At 34.4% G+C, this 16,987-nt stretch carries 16 protein-coding genes and 1 other RNA gene; 8 read left to right on the top strand and 9 right to left on the bottom strand.

The window, feature by feature from the left end; genetic code table 11:
* Positions 1-15: 15 nt before the first annotated feature.
* From ssrS to L1S35_RS00565, 3 genes are all read right to left on the bottom strand, one after another.
* Positions 16-122: non-coding RNA, 6S RNA (gene ssrS / locus L1S35_RS00575), on the bottom strand.
* Positions 123-175: 53 nt separating this feature from the next.
* Positions 176-469 (bottom strand): cell division protein ZapA, encoded by a 294-nt coding sequence (locus L1S35_RS00570; protein WP_236395755.1) that lies wholly within the window; start codon positions 467-469, stop codon positions 176-178.
* 3 nt (positions 470-472) lie between these two features.
* Positions 473-763, bottom strand: coding sequence for a coiled-coil domain-containing protein (locus tag L1S35_RS00565; protein WP_236395753.1), 291 nt, complete (start codon positions 761-763; stop codon positions 473-475).
* A 188-nt stretch (positions 764-951) separates the two neighbouring features.
* On the opposite strand from L1S35_RS00565, the gene L1S35_RS00560 reads away from it, so the two are divergent.
* The 3 genes from L1S35_RS00560 to L1S35_RS00550 are packed head-to-tail and all read left to right on the top strand — an operon-like array spanning position 952 to position 5,887.
* Positions 952-2,649, top strand: a complete 1,698-nt coding sequence (locus L1S35_RS00560) for a M23 family metallopeptidase (protein ID WP_236395752.1) — start codon at positions 952-954, stop codon at positions 2,647-2,649.
* Between the two features lie 9 nt (positions 2,650-2,658).
* Complete coding sequence (locus L1S35_RS00555) at positions 2,659-5,136, top strand: TonB-dependent receptor (RefSeq protein ID WP_236395751.1); 2,478 nt, start codon at positions 2,659-2,661, stop codon at positions 5,134-5,136.
* 37 nt (positions 5,137-5,173) lie between these two features.
* On the top strand, positions 5,174-5,887 hold the full coding sequence (locus tag L1S35_RS00550; protein WP_236395750.1) for a hypothetical protein: 714 nt from the start codon (positions 5,174-5,176) through the stop codon (positions 5,885-5,887).
* On the opposite strand, the gene L1S35_RS00545 is transcribed toward L1S35_RS00550, so the two are convergent.
* The 4 genes from L1S35_RS00545 to L1S35_RS00530 are packed head-to-tail and all read right to left on the bottom strand — an operon-like array spanning position 5,888 to position 10,973.
* Entirely contained in the window at positions 5,888-7,717 is a 1,830-nt protein-coding gene (locus L1S35_RS00545; protein WP_236395749.1) for an ABC transporter ATP-binding protein, read from the bottom strand.
* On the bottom strand, positions 7,717-9,444 hold the full coding sequence (locus tag L1S35_RS00540; RefSeq protein ID WP_236395748.1) for a phospho-sugar mutase: 1,728 nt from the start codon (positions 9,442-9,444) through the stop codon (positions 7,717-7,719). The genes L1S35_RS00545 and L1S35_RS00540 overlap by 1 nt, the downstream gene beginning before the upstream one ends.
* Positions 9,445-9,476: 32 nt before the next feature.
* Positions 9,477-10,436, bottom strand: a complete 960-nt coding sequence (locus L1S35_RS00535) for a glycosyltransferase family 2 protein (RefSeq protein WP_236395747.1) — start codon at positions 10,434-10,436, stop codon at positions 9,477-9,479.
* Complete coding sequence (locus tag L1S35_RS00530) at positions 10,437-10,973, bottom strand: DUF4199 domain-containing protein (RefSeq protein WP_236395746.1); 537 nt, start codon at positions 10,971-10,973, stop codon at positions 10,437-10,439.
* Positions 10,974-11,199: 226 nt separating this feature from the next.
* On the opposite strand from L1S35_RS00530, the gene L1S35_RS00525 reads away from it, so the two are divergent.
* The 3 genes from L1S35_RS00525 (at position 11,200) to mtaB (ending at position 14,176) form a co-directional block, all read left to right on the top strand.
* Positions 11,200-11,451, top strand: a complete 252-nt coding sequence (locus L1S35_RS00525; RefSeq protein ID WP_236395745.1) for a type B 50S ribosomal protein L31 — start codon at positions 11,200-11,202, stop codon at positions 11,449-11,451.
* Positions 11,452-11,568: 117 nt separating this feature from the next.
* A complete protein-coding gene (locus L1S35_RS00520) occupies positions 11,569-12,744 on the top strand; it encodes a GlmU family protein (protein WP_236395743.1) in 1,176 nt (391 codons plus the stop codon).
* A 103-nt stretch (positions 12,745-12,847) separates the two neighbouring features.
* Positions 12,848-14,176, top strand: coding sequence for a tRNA (N(6)-L-threonylcarbamoyladenosine(37)-C(2))-methylthiotransferase MtaB (gene mtaB / locus L1S35_RS00515; protein WP_236395741.1), 1,329 nt, complete (start codon positions 12,848-12,850; stop codon positions 14,174-14,176).
* On the opposite strand, the gene L1S35_RS00510 is transcribed toward mtaB, so the two are convergent.
* Both L1S35_RS00510 and L1S35_RS00505 read right to left on the bottom strand, forming a co-directional pair.
* Positions 14,173-14,514 carry a hypothetical protein gene (locus L1S35_RS00510; protein ID WP_236395738.1) on the bottom strand — a complete coding sequence of 114 codons (342 nt, stop codon included), beginning with the start codon at positions 14,512-14,514 and terminating at the stop codon, positions 14,173-14,175. The genes mtaB and L1S35_RS00510 overlap by 4 nt on opposite strands.
* Before the next feature lie 62 nt (positions 14,515-14,576).
* Positions 14,577-14,888 carry a GNAT family N-acetyltransferase gene (locus L1S35_RS00505; RefSeq protein WP_236395736.1) on the bottom strand — a complete coding sequence of 104 codons (312 nt, stop codon included), beginning with the start codon at positions 14,886-14,888 and terminating at the stop codon, positions 14,577-14,579.
* Between the two features lie 69 nt (positions 14,889-14,957).
* Between L1S35_RS00505 and L1S35_RS00500 the strand changes: the two genes are divergently transcribed.
* Both L1S35_RS00500 and L1S35_RS00495 read left to right on the top strand, forming a co-directional pair.
* Positions 14,958-15,623, top strand: coding sequence for an alpha/beta hydrolase (locus L1S35_RS00500; protein ID WP_236395735.1), 666 nt, complete (start codon positions 14,958-14,960; stop codon positions 15,621-15,623).
* Positions 15,624-15,683: 60 nt separating this feature from the next.
* On the top strand, positions 15,684-16,577 hold the full coding sequence (locus L1S35_RS00495) for a lytic transglycosylase domain-containing protein (RefSeq protein WP_236395734.1): 894 nt from the start codon (positions 15,684-15,686) through the stop codon (positions 16,575-16,577).
* The last annotated feature ends 410 nt before the right edge of the window (positions 16,578-16,987 follow it).

Genomic DNA, 16,987 nt, shown 5'->3' with positions numbered 1-16,987 from the left:
ATTAGGTGAATGCATAAACTCGAAAAGACAAGTTTTGAGCTAACTCGTTGGTCAAGGATCCACGATAAAGTGGCGTGCTTTAGTAACGATGACTGGCTCATTCTAATTTGTTAGTGTTGAGTTTACCAATTAAAATCTAATGTAGGCGGTATTGTAATCCTATGTGATAAGAACGTTATTTTTTTTCGAGATAATCGAATAATAAATCATTAATTTTTTTCAATCGTTCAAGATCTTTACTGTCAATAGAACTGTCAACTTGCTTTTGCTCTACCTGCGAAGCAAACTGCAAAGCACACATGGCCAATACATCTTGTTTGTCGCGAACCGCATAGTTTTCTTCGAATTGCTTAATCATAGCATCAATTTTTTTGGAAGCACTTCGCAGTCCTTCTTCCTGTGACAAGTCAACCGTTAATGGATAAACTCTGTCTGCAATTGATAATTTTATTTTAAGCTTATCGTCCATGTTTTAGTCTGATAATTGCGCAATGCAATAATCTATCTCTCGGATTAATGAATTTATTTTAAGCTTTGTATCTCGTTTATTTTCTTCACCGCCTAATAATGAATTAGCCATTTTGAGAGATTCGCATTCCGATTTCAAAGCGGCAATCTCATCCGATTGCTTTTGAATCACCGCAGCAGCTTTAACTAATTCCTCTTTGATTGAAGCAGAATCTTGCTCTAAACTATTTATTTTAGTAAAAAGTTTTGCTATTCTATTTTCAACAGAATCAATTATTTCTGCAATTTCACTCATGAATTACTTTATTCATTACTTACTTCACAAAGTTAGGATTCTATTTCGGTTGTACAATAGTTTTGACAATTATTTCTTTCTATTGCTTACTTAATATGGTAATAATTTGTTTTTTAACAGATTATAAAATACACTTTTGTTGTAATTATTTACGTACCCTTTTTATTACCTTAGCTGAAAAGGTTTTTATGAAAAAAATTGGATATTTTTTGCTGTTTTCGGTAGTAGCTTTTGGACAAACCCAATATCCAAAAGAGTATTTTCGCTCACCACTCGACATTCCGATTCAACTTTCGGGAAATTTTGGTGAATTGCGCTCCAATCATATTCATTCGGGTTTCGATTGTAAAACGCAGCAAAAAGAAGGTTTGTCTATTTACGCTTCCGCAGATGGTTATGTCTCCCGAATAAAAATTTCAGAAGTTGGATACGGAAAAGCGATTTACATCACGCATCCAAATGGATACACAACCGTTTACGGACATTTGCAATCGGGTTACGGAGAAATTGAAAAATGGATTAAAAAAGAGCAATACAAAGCCAAATCCTATGAGATTGATGTTGCTCTAACTCCAACTGATTTAATTGTTAAAAAAGGTGATATCATTGCAGTTTCCGGAAATACCGGTGGTTCTGATGGGCCGCATCTTCATTTTGAAATTCGGGATACCCAATCCGAAAAAATTATCAATCCGTTATATTTTGGATTTGACACGGTTATAACCGATTCAAAACGTCCGGCAATAAGTAGTTTGTGGGTTTATCCGTTAGATGAAAACAGCATTGTAAATGAATCCAAAAGACCGATTTCGGTAAATTTATCTCTGCAGAATGACGGAACTTATATAGCAGAAAAAATTTCGGCAACAGGCAAAATTGGTTTCGGAATCACAACTTTTGATTATGACGATGTTTCCTGGAATTCGAATGGAATTTTCAGAGTGCAGACATTTCTTAACGGCAAAAGTGATTTCGGATTTCAATTTAACACATTTGCTTTTGATGAAACCCGATTTGTCAATCTTTTGATTGATTATGAACGTTATAAAAAACTGGGACAACGCGTTCAGGAATTATTCATGAAAAATCCTTATCCGTTAAGCATTATAAAACAGGGTTCAAACAACGGAATCATTTCAGTTTCAAGTAATATAACACAGTCGTATAGAATAGAAGTCGCCGATTTCAGCGAAAATATTGCTAAAATTTATATTCCAATTCAATTTTCGGCTTCGCCTGCAAAAATTGCGGAAGTGCCTATAACGTCTAAATATTTTGTAAAAGCCAAAAAGGAGAATATCTTTTCGCTCGAAAATGTTACGGTCAATTTTCCGGCAAATACTTTTTACGATGATTTTTATATGAATTTTGAAGTGAAAAAAGGAACGCTAAAACTTCATGAAGATATAGTTCCTGCGTTTACTAATTTTTCAATCACTTTTGAAGACAGTATTGTACCTCAAAAAGACCGGGAAAAAATGTTTATCGGTTTGGTTGATGGAAAAAAAATCAATTATTACAATACTAAACGCTATAAAAACTCGTTTACTATTTACACCAAATATTTGGGCGAATACAAGCTTATAAAAGATGGTGTGCCCCCAAAAATAAAATCGGACAAGCGCATTGGCGGAAAATGGATTAGCAATTTAAATGAATTAAAATTCACGATTTCCGATGACTTATCCGGAATTAAAAGTTATGATGGCTATTTGAATGGAAAATGGATTTTGTTGGAATATGAATACAAAATCAAAAAGCTAATTCATCGTTTTTCAGATGGCATTGTTGCCGAAGGAAAAAACGATTTAAAAGTTGTCATTATCGATAATGTTGGAAATTCTACTATCTTTGAAACACAATTTTTTAGAAGTCAAAAACCTTAATGCCATAATTTGAAAACAAATAGATTCCTTTTTACGCTCCTTTTTTTTACAATAAGCATCATTGCATTTGCACAAAATCAAACCGCTAAAGTTGCCGGAATTGTTCTCGATGAAAACAATAAACCTGTTGAAGGCGTTAACGTAAGTTATCAAACCAAAACGGCGACAACTAATGAAAGTGGGTTTTATGAATTAACAGTTCCGGCCAATCAAAAAATAGTCATTGTATTTACACACAAAACGCTGAAAAACATTACAGCTTCATTGCAATTAAAACCTGGTGAAAATTTTGAATTTCACGTTGTAATGACCGACAAAGCAGAGCAACTGAATGATGTTGTTATTACAAGCAGCAGAAGAAGAGTGCAGGGAATTACATCAATTGAACCGGAAACAATTCGAAAAAATCCCAGTGCGAATGCCGGAATTGAAAGTGTTTTAAAAACATTCGCGGGGGTAAATTCTAACAGCGAATTGAGTACAACCTATTCCGTTCGTGGTGGGAATTATGATGAAAATTTAGTTTATGTAAATGAAATTGAAGTCTATCGTCCATTCTTAATTCGTTCCGGACAACAGGAAGGATTGAGTTTTACCAATACCGATATGGTTCAGAATGTTGACTTTTCTGCCGGTGGATTTCAGGCAAAATATGGTGATAAATTATCCTCTGTTTTGGATATCACTTACAGAAAACCAACCAAGTTTGGTTTAGCAGCCGAAGCGAGTTTCCTTGGCGGAAGCTTGACTGCAGAAGCAGCATCTAAAAATAAAAAATGGTCAGCCATTACCGGAGTCCGTTACCGAGATAATTCACTTTTGGTAAACAGTCAGGAAACACAAACCAACTACAGACCAACCTATGCTGATGTGCAAACGAATGTAAATTTCAGTCCAAATAAAAAATGGCATTTCAGTTTCTTAGGTAATATTTCCCAAAACAAATACAATTACCAACCCTTAACTCGTCAAACCAATTTTGGAACTATCGACGAACCAATTGCCTTGCAGGTGTTTTATGAAGGTCAGGAAAAAGATAAATACCAAACACTTTTTGGTGCGCTGAAAACCAATTATGCTCCTAACGAAAATAATACTTTCAGACTTATAGGTTCCGTTTATCACACACAGGAACAAGAATATTTTGATATTTATGCAGCCTACTTTTTAGGAGAAGTGGATACGAATATTGGTTCAGAAACTTTAGGAGAAGTTACTTTTAATCGTGGCATCGGAACACAACTAAACCACGCCCGAAACGATTTGGATGCCTTAATCGTAAATGCGGAAATCAAAGGAACTCATTTTATCAACAGCAAAAAGCATCAAATAGATTGGGGTTTTAAATATACTCGTGAAAACATTCGTGACCGAATAGTAGAATGGGAAGTTATTGATTCGGCCGGGTTTCATATCAATCCACCTCATTTAGATTTTCCAAATCAACAACCTTACAATCCTTATGTTGGTCCACTAGTTCCTTATCAGAATGTCAGAGCGACAAATTTTGTTGATATCGATAGATTCTCAGGATTTGCACAATGGAACACCAAAACTAAAATCGGAGAAAGTCAATTCTGGGTTACTGCCGGTGCTCGTTTTCATAGTTGGTTGGTTTCCGGAGATGGTATTACAAATGCAAAAAGACAAACTGTTTTTAGTCCACGAGCACAGTTCGCATTAAAACCCGATTGGGAGAAAGATATGTTATTCAGATTGTCTGTTGGCTATTATCATCAGCCGCCATTTTATCGTGAGTTGAGAGATTCATTAGGAACGGTTAGGCCAAATGTTAAAGCACAACAATCCATACATTTTGTGTTGAGCAATGATTATAATTTCAAAATGAATAATCGTCCGTTTAAATTGGTTACAGAAGCTTATTATAAAACGATGACTGATGTCAATAGCTATACACTTGAAAATGTTAGAATTCGTTACCGTGCCAATAATGATGCGGTTGCGTATGCTTATGGTTTGGATATGAGATTAAATGGTGAATTCGTTCCCGGAACCGAATCCTGGTTGAGTTTTGGTTACATGAAAACTGAAGAAAACATTAACGACAAAGGCTATATAGCCAGACCAACCGATCAGCGATTGAAAGTTGGTATTCTTTTCCAGGATTATATGCCTAATATTCCGAATATGAAATTGTATCTGAATTTGGTTTATAACACCGGTTTACCCGGAGGTTCGCCTTCTTATGCCGATTCCTACCAATACCAAACTCGTTTGCGTGATTATCGTCGTGCTGATGTTGGGTTTTCGTATGTCCTAACCGAAAGAAACAACGAAAGACCTGACGGACATTGGTTAAAGAAATGGAAAGATTTATCGGTTGGATTTGAAATTTACAACTTGTTCAATAATCAGAATGCGATCACCAACACTTGGGTTCGCGATGTGTATAGCAAAAATCAATACGGAATTCCAAACTATATGACGACGAGAGTTTTCAATGTTAAACTGACCGCGAGATTGTAGAAATAATTCACTAATTTTGAGAATCAAATTTATGAAAATGAAAAATTCCTTTTTCTATATCGCTTTGGTTTTGGTTGGACTTTTTATAAGCTGTAAAAAAGAAGCAGTTGAAAAACCCAAAGTAACTTACGAAACAACTTCAAAAGTAAAATCTGAAGTAGTTGTTGATACCAATCAAATTGAGGTTGCCGATTTACCTATCAATATGGAAGGAACTAATTTTTTAATTCATCCGATAGGTGTAATATCAGGCAAAGGAAAAGGAATTAAATCTTCATCAGATTCGGAAGTAAGTTTTACAGTTTCCAATTATGGTGAATACCAAATTACAGGCTATTTAAAGAATTTGAAGTTTCAGGAAATAGGGAAGGATACGATTTATGCTTTGACAGACAAGCCAATTTTAATTGAAACGGCTACGTATTTAAAGACTTTTTCCGATAAAAGTAAGCAACAATTATTAGTCTATTCTTTGGCTGATATGGATACCAACAAAGACGGAAAGTTGGACAGCAACGATATAAAATCGTTGTACATAAGCACAGTTTCAGGTCAAAAATTTACCAAGCTTTCTGTCGATTTTCAGGAATTAATCGATTGGAAAATTATCGAATCAAAAAACATTCTTTACTTCAGAACTATTGAAGATACTAATAAAAATGGTGAGTTTGATGCCGAAGATAATCTTCAGTATCATTCAGTGAATTTATCGGATAAAGATTGGAAAGTAAGTAGTTACAAGCCAGTTTAATTAATCAAAAGACTGCATCGAAACCAATTTAGAATAGGTTCCGTTTTTGGCTAAAAGTTCATCGTGGTTTCCTTGTTCTACAATCCTTCCTTTTTGCATTACCACAATGATATCTGCTTTTTGAATGGTTGATAGACGGTGTGCTATCACAATAGATGTTCGGTTTTGCATCATGTTTTCCAAAGCGATTTGTACCAATCTTTCACTTTCGGTATCTAATGCCGAAGTAGCTTCGTCCAAAATCATAATTGGTGGATTTTTCAAAACCGCACGCGCAATTGACAATCTTTGTTTTTGTCCACCCGAAAGCTTGTTTCCGCTGTCTCCAATGTTCGTATAGATTCCTTCAGGTAACTCTTTTACAAATTCATATGCGTTCGCAATCTTCAAAGCAGCTATAACTTCATCGTCAGTAGCATCAAGTTTTCCTAAGGAAATATTCGATTTAATGGTGTCGTTGAATAATATTGAATCTTGTGTCACTAGTCCCATAAGGCTGCGAAGCGAGACTAAATCCATATCTTTGATGTCAACGTTGTCAATCGTTATTCTGCCATCGTTAACGTCATAAAAACGGGTCAGTAAATTAGCAATCGTACTTTTTCCACTTCCGGATTGTCCAACAAGTGCTACTGTTTTTCCTTTTGGAACCTGAAGCGAAAAGTCCTTTAATACATTTTCTTCATGGTATTTGAAGTTGATGTTTTCTATAGAAATTCCGGTTTCGAAAGTTTCTTTATGGATTGCATTTTCTTTTGATGTAATGGTATTTTCTTCTTCCATCAAAGTGAAGACTCTTTCAGCAGCAGCCAAACCTGTTTTTACCTGATACGATGCTTTTGAAATATTTTTTGCCGGAGTCAGAATAGTGTAAGCCAAAGCAATATATCCAATGAACGCTGTGCTTGCCAAGGATTTATCCACCAAAACCATATAACCCCCATACCATAAAAGTACAGCTATAGTTAATATGCCGAGGAATTCACTCATAGGCGAAGCCAAATTGCTTTTGTTCCCAATACTATTAGATAACTGTTGTAATTTTTTAACAGAAGCATTGAATTTAGAAATAAAAAGATTTTCTGAATTATAACTTTTTACAACTTTCATTCCGCCAAGCGTTTCATCTAAAATTGAAATGAAATAACCTGTTTCCTGTTGAGCTCGTGTAGATTTAGCTTTTAAATTTTTCCCGATTCTGGAAATAATTAAACCTGAAATTGGAATAAAAATAAAAACAAATAGCGTCAATTTTGTACTAATAGCCAACATCGCTACAATCGAAAAGATGATAGTCAAAGGTTCGCGAACAACTAATTCTAAAACCTGGAAAAAGGAATTCTGAACTTCATTGATATCGCCGAGCATTCTCGACATGACGTCTCCTTTTCGGGCATCAGAATAATAGGAAACCGGAAGATGGATAATTTTTTTATATAACTTTTCACGCAAGTCTTTTAAAACGCCTGTTCTCAATCGTGTTACATGAAAAGAAGCCAAATAATTAAAGATATTTTTCAGTAAAAAAATTACAATTACAATCGAAACTACAAGTAAAAGGGCGTATTCTTCACCTTTTTCTGAAGATAATTTCGTGATATAATAATTCAATAAATCTTCTCCATATTTACCCAAATAGCCAATGCTTTTATACGTTGGATGAACGGTAACTTGTTCCGTTTCTTTGAAAAGAACTTTCAAAGTTGGAATTATAGAAACCATTCCCAGCGTTGAAAATAAGGCATAAAATATATTGAAGACAATATTTAAAATGACGTTCTTCTTATACTTTAAAGCAAAAGGGATTAATTTTTTGAGATTATTATCCATTAGTTCAGTTGCATTTCTGAAATTATAGTTGCGATTTTAGTATCCAAAAATGCTTCAGCTGCTGCAATTTCATCCACATTTTCAATAGCAGTATTTACGCTAAAATAGAATTTGATTTTTGGCTCTGTTCCACTCGGACGTGCACAAATTTTAGAGCCGTCTTCCAAATAATAAATCAACACATCCGATTTTGGAATGAATAAGGTTTCGGTTTCATTGGTTAATAGATTTCTCGCTGTCGAGTTTTGGTAATCTTCAACCATAATCACACGTTGCCCGTTAATTTCAGAAACCGGGTTTTCACGCATGTCAACCATCATTTGCTTGATTTCGTTTGCGCCTTCTATTCCTTTTTTGGTAATCGAAATTAAATGTTCTTTATAGAAACCAAAGTCGACATACATTTGTTCCAATTCTTTGTACACTGAACTTCCTTTTTCTTTGGCTTGAGCCGCAATTTCACACATTAGTAAAATAGCACCAACAGCATCTTTATCGCGAACAGCATCACCAACCATATAGCCGAAACTTTCTTCGCCACCGCCAATAAATTTAAGTTCAGGAAAATCTCTGATAAACTTGGCAATCCATTTGAAACCGGTTAAACCAACTTTGCATTCAACTCCATAAGCCGAAGCCAATTCCAACATCATTGGTGTTGAAACTATTGTTGAACCAATGAATTGTTTTCCGTTAATTTTTCCGGCTTTTTTCCATTGATCCAATAGATAATGCGTCATAACAACCATCGTTTGGTTTCCATTTAACAACTGCATTTCGCCTTTGTTATTTCTAACTGCAACGCCAAGACGGTCGCTATCCGGATCAGTTCCAAAAACGATATCCGCATTTATTTTATCTGCCAAGGCTAAAGCCATAGTCAATGCTTCCGGTTCTTCTGGATTTGGAGAAACTACTGTTGGAAAATTTCCGTTTGGTTCTGCTTGTTCCGGAACAATATTTACATCGGTATAACCTGCTTTTTCCAATACTTTCGGAACCATTTTGATGGAAGTTCCGTGTAACGAAGTGTAAGCAATTTTTAAATTCTTTCTGGCTTCCGCCGAAGTGTTAAAACTTGCATTGTCAACAGTAGAATTTACGAAAGCTTCATCTACGGCAACGTCAATATATTCAATCAGATTTTCGTTGGCGTCAAATTTGATTTCACTGTATTTGAGGTTTTCAATTACCTGAACAATTTCAGCATCATTTGGTGGAACTATTTGCCCTCCATCCTGCCAATATACTTTGTATCCGTTGTATTCGGGTGGATTGTGAGAAGCTGTTAAAACAATTCCCGCATGACAATTTAAATGTCTGACTGCAAAAGATAATTCAGGAGTTGGACGCATTTCTGAAAACAAATACACCTGAATTCCGTTTGCTGAAAAAACATCAGCAACAACTTTAGCCAGAGTATCACTATTGTGTCGGCAATCATAAGCAATAGCTACTTTTAATTGTTCACCAAGAAACGATCTTTTTAAATAATCAGATAAACCCTGAGTGTTTTTTCCAAGCGTATATTTGTTGATGCGATTGGTTCCAACGCCCATTATTCCACGCATTCCACCAGTACCAAACTCCAAATTTTTATAGAAGCTTTCTTCCAGATTTTTTGGAGAAGAAGTCATCATTTCTGTGATTTCGTCTTGTGTTTTTTGATCAAATGTCGGCGTAAGCCATTCGTTTACTTTGTCTAATATGTTTTTTTCGATATGCATAATCTTAATTTTAATTGTAGTCTGAAGCAGAATTACAAATTCACTTCTTTAGAAATTTTATAGCGCTCTTCGTTGTTCTTTGTTCTCAAAATTATTTCACCCAAAAATCCGGCTAAGAATAATTGTGAACCAATAATCATTGCCGTTAAAGCGATGTAGAAAAGGGGATTTGCAGCAACTAAAATAGTCGGTTCATGGAAAACAAATAATTTCATCAGTTTGATTCCGATAATCAAAAAAGTTGCTAAAAAACCGATGATAAACATTATAACGCCAAGTGCGCCAAAAAGATGCATCGGACGTTTTCCGTATTTTGATAAAAACCAAATGGTAATCAAATCTAAGAAACCATTTATAAAACGGTTCATGCCAAATTTTGATTCACCGTATTTTCGTGCCTGATGGATGACAACTTTTTCGCCTATTTTTTTAAATCCAGCATTTTTAGCTAAAACCGGAATGTAACGATGCATTTCGCCCGAAACTTCTATGTTTTTGATAACGACGCTTTTATAGGCCTTTAATCCGCAGTTGAAATCATTAAGCTGAACACCCGAAGTTTTTCGTGCAGCCCAATTAAATAATTTCGAAGGCAGATTTTTGCCAACAACCGAATCGTAGCGTTTCTTTTTCCAGCCCGAAACCAAGTCGTAGTTTTGGTTCAAAACCATGTTATATAAATCCGGAATTTCTTCCGGACTATCCTGTAGATCTGCATCCATTGTAATGATTACGTCGCCCTTGGCTCTGGCAAAACCGGCATGCAAGGCTTGTGATTTGCCAAAATTGGTAAGGAAACGAAGTCCTTTTACGTTTGGATTTTCTTTTGAAAGTTGTTCAATAATTTGCCACGACTCATCCGAACTACCATCGTCTATAAAGATTACTTCATAGGAATAATTGTGGGTTGTCATTACTTTGACAATCCATTGGTGCAATTCGGGTAAAGATTCCTGTTCGTTAAGAAGTGGAATTATTATGGATAAATTCATTTATAATCCTTGTGATGAAGGTGATTTAGATTTGAAAATGGCAGCCAAAATTAATCCGAAAAGAGCACTAAAAACAAGACTAAAAGCTAATCCCATTGCCAAGTTGCCCAAAGAAAAATTATCTGTTTCTGCTAGTTTTTTCATAGTTTCATTTACAGCATCTGCCGGTGCACCAAATTTTGCCATCATATCTGATGTATACTTTAAGGTAATTTCTTTTATGGTTTCTTTCGCTCCCGGATCAACAAAATTGAAAAGAATGTAATTGAATAGAGTCGATATAGTGCTACCTATTGCGGCTGCAATAAAATATACAGTAAATCCTTCTTTAAAAGTGAGTACGTTGTTTAACTGTTTTTTTGTTTTGGTAATTAGGACTACTCCAATTGATATTGAAATGATAACTGAGATTATTCCAATCCATGAGCTTGTAAATAATTCTAAATCAACCAGGTATAAAGTTGTTGTTAATAGAACCGAAAATAATCCGAAGATTAGTCCAAAGCTAACGCCGTTTTTCTTAATAATTTCATTCATAATGTTTAGGTTTTGATTAGTTAACAAATATAGTAATTCCGTAATTACTTTTCGGTAAGTACAAAACAATTAAAAAAAGTTACATATCGCTTTGATTTTTGTAAAATAGTTGTATTTTTGCACACTCTAATTAAAAAAGGAACAATAAAAGCTGTAGCTAGTTTATACCTTTCAAAAATGAAAGCTTCAAAACAAAACTACTTCATAACAATAAAAGATTTACAAAATGAAACAAGGAATTCACCCAGAAAATTACAGATTAGTTGCTTTTAAAGACATGTCAAACGATGATGTTTTTATCACTAAATCAACAGTAGAAACAAAAGAAACAATCACACACGAAGGTGTTGAATACCCAGTATTCAAAATGGAGATTTCCAGAACTTCTCATCCTTTTTACACAGGTAAATCTAAACTTATCGATACTGCAGGACGTATTGATAAATTCAAAACTAAATACGCTAAACACGGTAAATAATAGTTTTAGTGTTCAAATTTTATCAAAACCATTCACGCAAGTGAGTGGTTTTTTTATTTGTTTAATCTTTGTACTTTTGAAGAGAGTTATAAACTCATAAACTTATAAACCTTCACAATGAACTACATACTTTTTGACGGAACAGTTCGCAACGCACTTTTACCTTTTACATTCACACGACCGGTTGCTGATATTCGCATCGGAATTTTAACTATTCGTGAAAAATGGGAAAAATATTTAGGATACACGACGACAACATTGACCGAAGAATATCTTTCAGAAAAGTTTCCGATGGTAGAAATGGAAGACAACGTTATGATTAATGCTTCTTTTTTGCCAAATGACATTCTTTCTGAAATGGTGAAAAGTTTAGAAAAAAACCAAGCTATTTTTCAAGGTGATGAAGTAATCGCTTTTTACACAAATGATACGCAGGAGGAAGTCGATTTTGATAGTTATGAGATAGTCGAATTCAGTGAAGAATGTTTAACTGTGCAAAACACTTGGGATATTTTTGCTAAAAATGATGCTGCTTTACGCGAAGATTTTGAGTTGATTACCGAAGGCAGGCATTCGCAACCTATCCCTAAAAGCGTTAATGTACTTTCGCCTGAAAATATATTTATAGAAGAAGGAGCAAAGCTCGAATTTGTAACACTGAATGCTTCAACCGGACCAATATACATCGGAAAAAATGCGGAGATTATGGAAGGTTCAGTAATTCGCGGACCATTTGCTTTGTGCGAATCGGGTAGAGTGAAATTGGCAGCTAAAGTTTACGGAGCAACAACTGTTGGGCCACATTCTGTTATTGGAGGTGAAGTGAGTAATTCGGTTTTGATGGGCTATTCGAACAAAGGTCATGACGGATTTTTAGGAAATTCTGTTTTGGGTGAATGGTGTAATATTGGCGCCGACAGCAATAATTCAAATCTGAAAAACAACTATGAAGAAGTGCGATTGTGGAGTTATGAAACCGAAGGTTTTGCCCGAACCGGTTTGCAGTTCTGTGGACTGATGATGGGAGATCATAGCAAATGTGGAATCAACACCATGTTCAACACAGGAACTGTTGTTGGTGTTTCTGCTAATATTTTTGGAGCTGGTTTTCCACGTAATTTTGTGCCGAGTTTTTCTTGGGGCGGAGCTTCTGGATTCACAACATATTTAACTTCAAAAGCGTTTCAAACTGCTAAAATAGTAATGGCGCGTCGTCAGGTAGAATTCTCAGAAGAAGATGCAAAAATTTTAGAACACGTTTTTGAAATTACAAAAAAATTCAGAAAAGAATAGATTGGTTTTGAAAATCATCAAATAACCGCATTAACAAATAACCAAATTAAACTATCTTTGCGCTCTCAATTTTTGACAACGATTTCATTAATTGGAGTGAATTATGGAAAACAAAAAGAAAGTCGCCTTTTATACTTTAGGCTGCAAATTAAATTTCTCCGAAACTTCAACCATTGCGAGAAATTTTCAGGACGAAGGTTTTGACCGCGTCGATTTTGAAGAAGTAGCCGATATTTATGTGATAAATACCTGTTCGGTTACTGAAAATGCCGATAAACAATTCAAACAAGTAGTTAAAAAAGCCATGAAGCTCAACGAAAAAGCATTCGTTGCTGCGGTTGGTTGTTATGCGCAATTAAAACCTGAAGAATTGGCTGCTGTTGATGGTGTGGATTTGGTTTTGGGTGCGACAGAAAAATTCAAAATCACCGATTATATAAATGACTTGTCCAAAAATGATATGGGCGAAGTGCATTCGTGCGAAATCGAAGAAGCCGATTTCTATGTTGGAAGTTATTCTATTGGTGACAGAACGCGTGCTTTTTTGAAAGTTCAGGATGGCTGTGATTATAAATGTACCTATTGCACGATTCCGTTAGCACGTGGAATTTCGAGAAGTGATGCTTTAGATAATGTGCTGAAAAATGCTTCCGATATTTCAAAACAAGGAATCAAGGAAATCGTTTTGACAGGTGTAAATATTGGTGATTACGGTAAAGGTGAATTCGGAAATAAAAAACACGAACATACTTTTCTGGATTTAGTTCAGGCTTTGGATGAAGTAGAAGGCATTGAAAGACTCCGAATCTCATCTATCGAACCCAACCTTTTGAAAAACGAAACCATCGAATTTGTATCGCAAAGCAGAACGTTCGTGCCACATTTTCATATTCCGTTACAAAGCGGGAGCAATGAGATTCTGAAAAAAATGAAGCGTCGTTACCTTCGTGAAGTTTATACAGACAGAGTAAATAAAATCCGTGAAGTCATGCCTCATGCCTGTATTGGCGTTGATGTGATTGTTGGTTTTCCGGGCGAAACTGATGAAAATTTCCTAGAAACGTATAATTTCTTAAACGAAATGGATATTTCGTATTTACACGTTTTCACTTACTCCGAAAGAGATAACACCGAAGCGGCTGCAATGCAAGATGTTGTTCCAATGAATGTCCGCAACAAAAGAAGTAAAATGCTTAGAGGATTATCGGTTAAGAAACGGCGTGCTTTTTATGAAAGTCAGATTGGAAGTAATAGAACAGTACTTTTTGAAGGCGAAAATAAAGAAGGTTACATTCACGGTTTTACTGAAAACTATGTAAAAGTAAAAGCACCATGGAATCCGGAATTGATAAACACATTGCATGAAGTCAATTTGTCAAAAATTGATGAAGACGGTAGTGTGAGAATGGAATTCCTGAAAGTAGAAGTCTAATATTTATAATGAAACCTGATTTTAGTAATCCTAAAAACGATTTCACTATATTGCTCGATAAACTCAAATTTATTCCGACCTGTTTTCTTAAAATCGATAATTCGTTCTGCTGAAATTTCGAAGTAACTTCCTTTGCCTTCCAGCATAAATTTGTCTCCGCTGTTTCGATAAGCTGAGCGAACCAATTCGAATTCGGATAAATTCCACGCCGTTAAATGAGCATTATGATTATCCAATTCAGAAAATAATCCTTGTGTTATTTCTGTTTTGCTGCCATAATACTTCTCGATATTTTCAAAGAAATCAATAATTCCCTCACGAAGTGTTTCTGCATTCATTCGATAAATATAATAAAAAAAGGAGCTTCATCTGAAACTCCTTCATCATTGGTAACCTTATATTATATTTTAATTCCCGGAGGAAGTAAATCTCTGTAACAAGAATTCTTTCTGAAGAAAAGTGCAATTTTTGGTAAAATTGGAACTACTTTTAACTTGCGTTCATAGGCTATTTCCATAATGTTCTTTAGCAAATTATTAATGAATTCCTCGTTGTCGAAACCATCAAAAACATTTATTCGCGTTAAGAAAATCTTTTTTTCCTGAAATGAATATTCTACAGAAATTAATTTTCCATCTACCAAAGTCTCAAATTGTCGTGCAAAGGTGTTATCCTTAATTTCAATTTTTTCTAAAATTACTGTCGCTTCCATAAATCAAGTAAATAAAAAGGATTATTTTTATACAAAGTTACTAATAATTAACCAGTTTCGAGTTAAAAAATGACTAAAATTCACGTTTATTTTATGCCTGGAATGGCGGCAAGTTCGAGTATTTTTGAGCGAATTCATTTACCGTCAGAAACTTTCGAAATACATTTATTAGAATGGGTTTTACCCAATAAAAATGAATCGTTGAAAGAGTACGCAAAGCGAATGGCATTAAACATAAAACATGAAAATTTTATTTTAGTTGGAGTTTCTTTTGGTGGTATTTTGGTTCAGGAAATGAAACCATTTGTAAATCCCAAAAAGGTAATTATCATTTCGAGTGTCAAGTCTAATGTAGAATTTCCAAGACGTTTTAAGGTTGCCAAGTCAACTAAAGCCTACAAACTGATTCCGACGAAACTATTTGAAAACATTGAACTTTTAGCCAAATTCACTTTTGGTTCCTCTATTTTAAAACAACGAATAAAGTTGTATGAAAAGTTCCTTTCCGTTCGGGATAAAGTGTATTTAGACTGGGCAATTGAACAAATAATCAATTGGAATCGAACTGAAATTGACAATGAAATTATTCATATTCATGGCGATGCGGATGAGGTTTTCCCAATAAAACATATTAAAAAAAGTATCCAAGTTAAAGACGGAACGCACATTATGATTCTGACAAAATACAAATGGCTTAACGAAAATTTGCCTAAAATTATGTTAGATAATAATTGATTTTGTACCGATTTTTGTAGTTTTACCAATATGAATGATCAAAAATTAAATCCTACAGTTATGAAAACGAATAAAGCCCTATTATCGACATTCGTAGTAATTTTGATTTCCGGAATGATGATTTTTGGAATAGCTGGAGACAATAAAGAAAAATTATTACGTGAAGGAACTCCAATGTATTTTCCAACTGCGGTTGACTTTGCAGGAGAAAGTGCTCCACTACAAATAAGTGACGTTAGAGAACGATTAGATAGAGAATTACTTATCAATGCTAATTTAGATGCGACGACTGTTTTAATAATTCGAAGAGCTAACAGAGCTTTTCCTGTAATCGAACCAATCCTGCAAAAGTATGGAGTGCCCGATGATTTTAAATACCTTGCCGTAATCGAAAGTGGTCTTGTAAACGCAACTTCACCTTCGGGAGCTAAAGGAGTTTGGCAGTTTATGCCTGATACTGCCAAAGAAAAAGGCATGGAAGTTAATGAACTTGTAGATGAACGCTATCACTTAGAGAAATCAACCGAAGCAGCTTGTAAATATCTATTGGCAGCCAAAGAAAAATTTGGTTCCTGGACATTGGCAGCAGCATCCTATAACGGAGGAATGTCCGGAGTTGGTAAAAGAATTGAGGAACAAAAAGTTTCCAATTATTACGATTTAGGTTTGACCGAAGAAACGGCACGCTATGTTTTTAGAATTTTAGCACTTAAGGAAATAATGAAAAACCCAGCTCTTTATGGGTTTAATATTTATGAAAGTGATTTGTATGCACGAATTCCATTTAAAAAAATAGAAGTCGACAGTACCATCAACGATTTAGCTAATTTCGCCAAAACACAAGGCATCAATTATAAAATTCTAAAAATCCATAACCCTTGGTTGCGCGACAAAAAATTGCTCAATCCATCCAAGAAAAAATACGAAATAGAAATTCCGCTTTCGGGTTATTAATTTTTAATTAAATTATTTTATATATTTATAAATGAGTATATAAATTCAAAAATAAAAAGATGTATTCAGATACGAACATTATTAACATTGTCTCAATTATTATCATTCCAAAATTTGGATAGGAGATTTTGTTAGTTGTAAATAAAAAGACCTCCTAAATTATTTGGGAGGTCTTTTTATTTAATACAATGTTGATAAAAACCTTTTGTAAATGACATTTATTCTAAGTTCAGAAGAAAAATGAAGTTAATAATTAAGTAATTGACGTCGTAAAAAAATAAATTTAAAACAATGAATATCAATTAATTATCCTAATAAAAAATTAATCGGATACTGTAAAAAAAATAAATGCAGATATTATAAAAATACATTTCATTTATAAATTTACTGAGCTTAAAGCAACAAGAATT

It is taken from the genome of Flavobacterium anseongense (assembly GCF_021608185.1).
Classification (GTDB): domain Bacteria; phylum Bacteroidota; class Bacteroidia; order Flavobacteriales; family Flavobacteriaceae; genus Flavobacterium; species Flavobacterium anseongense.
Note: the sequence above shows the minus strand (reverse complement) of the source record. Positions and strands in the feature narration are given on the sequence as shown.

Excerpts from the sequence above, each read along its gene's own strand:
- L1S35_RS00570 (WP_236395755.1), bottom strand. The coding sequence starts at position 469 with ATGGACGATAAGCTTAAAATAAAATTATCAATTGCAGACAGAGTTTAT.
- L1S35_RS00520 (WP_236395743.1), top strand. The coding sequence starts at position 11,569 with ATGAACTACATACTTTTTGACGGAACAGTTCGCAACGCACTTTTACCT.
- L1S35_RS00525 (WP_236395745.1), top strand. The coding sequence starts at position 11,200 with ATGAAACAAGGAATTCACCCAGAAAATTACAGATTAGTTGCTTTTAAA.
- L1S35_RS00500 (WP_236395735.1), top strand. The coding sequence starts at position 14,958 with ATGACTAAAATTCACGTTTATTTTATGCCTGGAATGGCGGCAAGTTCG.
- L1S35_RS00565 (WP_236395753.1), bottom strand. The coding sequence starts at position 763 with ATGAGTGAAATTGCAGAAATAATTGATTCTGTTGAAAATAGAATAGCA.
- L1S35_RS00510 (WP_236395738.1), bottom strand. The coding sequence starts at position 14,514 with ATGAATGCAGAAACACTTCGTGAGGGAATTATTGATTTCTTTGAAAAT.
- L1S35_RS00495 (WP_236395734.1), top strand. The coding sequence starts at position 15,684 with ATGAAAACGAATAAAGCCCTATTATCGACATTCGTAGTAATTTTGATT.
- L1S35_RS00530 (WP_236395746.1), bottom strand. The coding sequence starts at position 10,973 with ATGAATGAAATTATTAAGAAAAACGGCGTTAGCTTTGGACTAATCTTC.
- L1S35_RS00560 (WP_236395752.1), top strand. The coding sequence starts at position 952 with ATGAAAAAAATTGGATATTTTTTGCTGTTTTCGGTAGTAGCTTTTGGA.
- L1S35_RS00550 (WP_236395750.1), top strand. The coding sequence starts at position 5,174 with ATGAAAAATTCCTTTTTCTATATCGCTTTGGTTTTGGTTGGACTTTTT.
- L1S35_RS00505 (WP_236395736.1), bottom strand. The coding sequence starts at position 14,888 with ATGGAAGCGACAGTAATTTTAGAAAAAATTGAAATTAAGGATAACACC.
- L1S35_RS00540 (WP_236395748.1), bottom strand. The coding sequence starts at position 9,444 with ATGCATATCGAAAAAAACATATTAGACAAAGTAAACGAATGGCTTACG.
- mtaB (WP_236395741.1), top strand. The coding sequence starts at position 12,848 with ATGGAAAACAAAAAGAAAGTCGCCTTTTATACTTTAGGCTGCAAATTA.
- L1S35_RS00535 (WP_236395747.1), bottom strand. The coding sequence starts at position 10,436 with ATGAATTTATCCATAATAATTCCACTTCTTAACGAACAGGAATCTTTA.
- L1S35_RS00545 (WP_236395749.1), bottom strand. The coding sequence starts at position 7,717 with ATGGATAATAATCTCAAAAAATTAATCCCTTTTGCTTTAAAGTATAAG.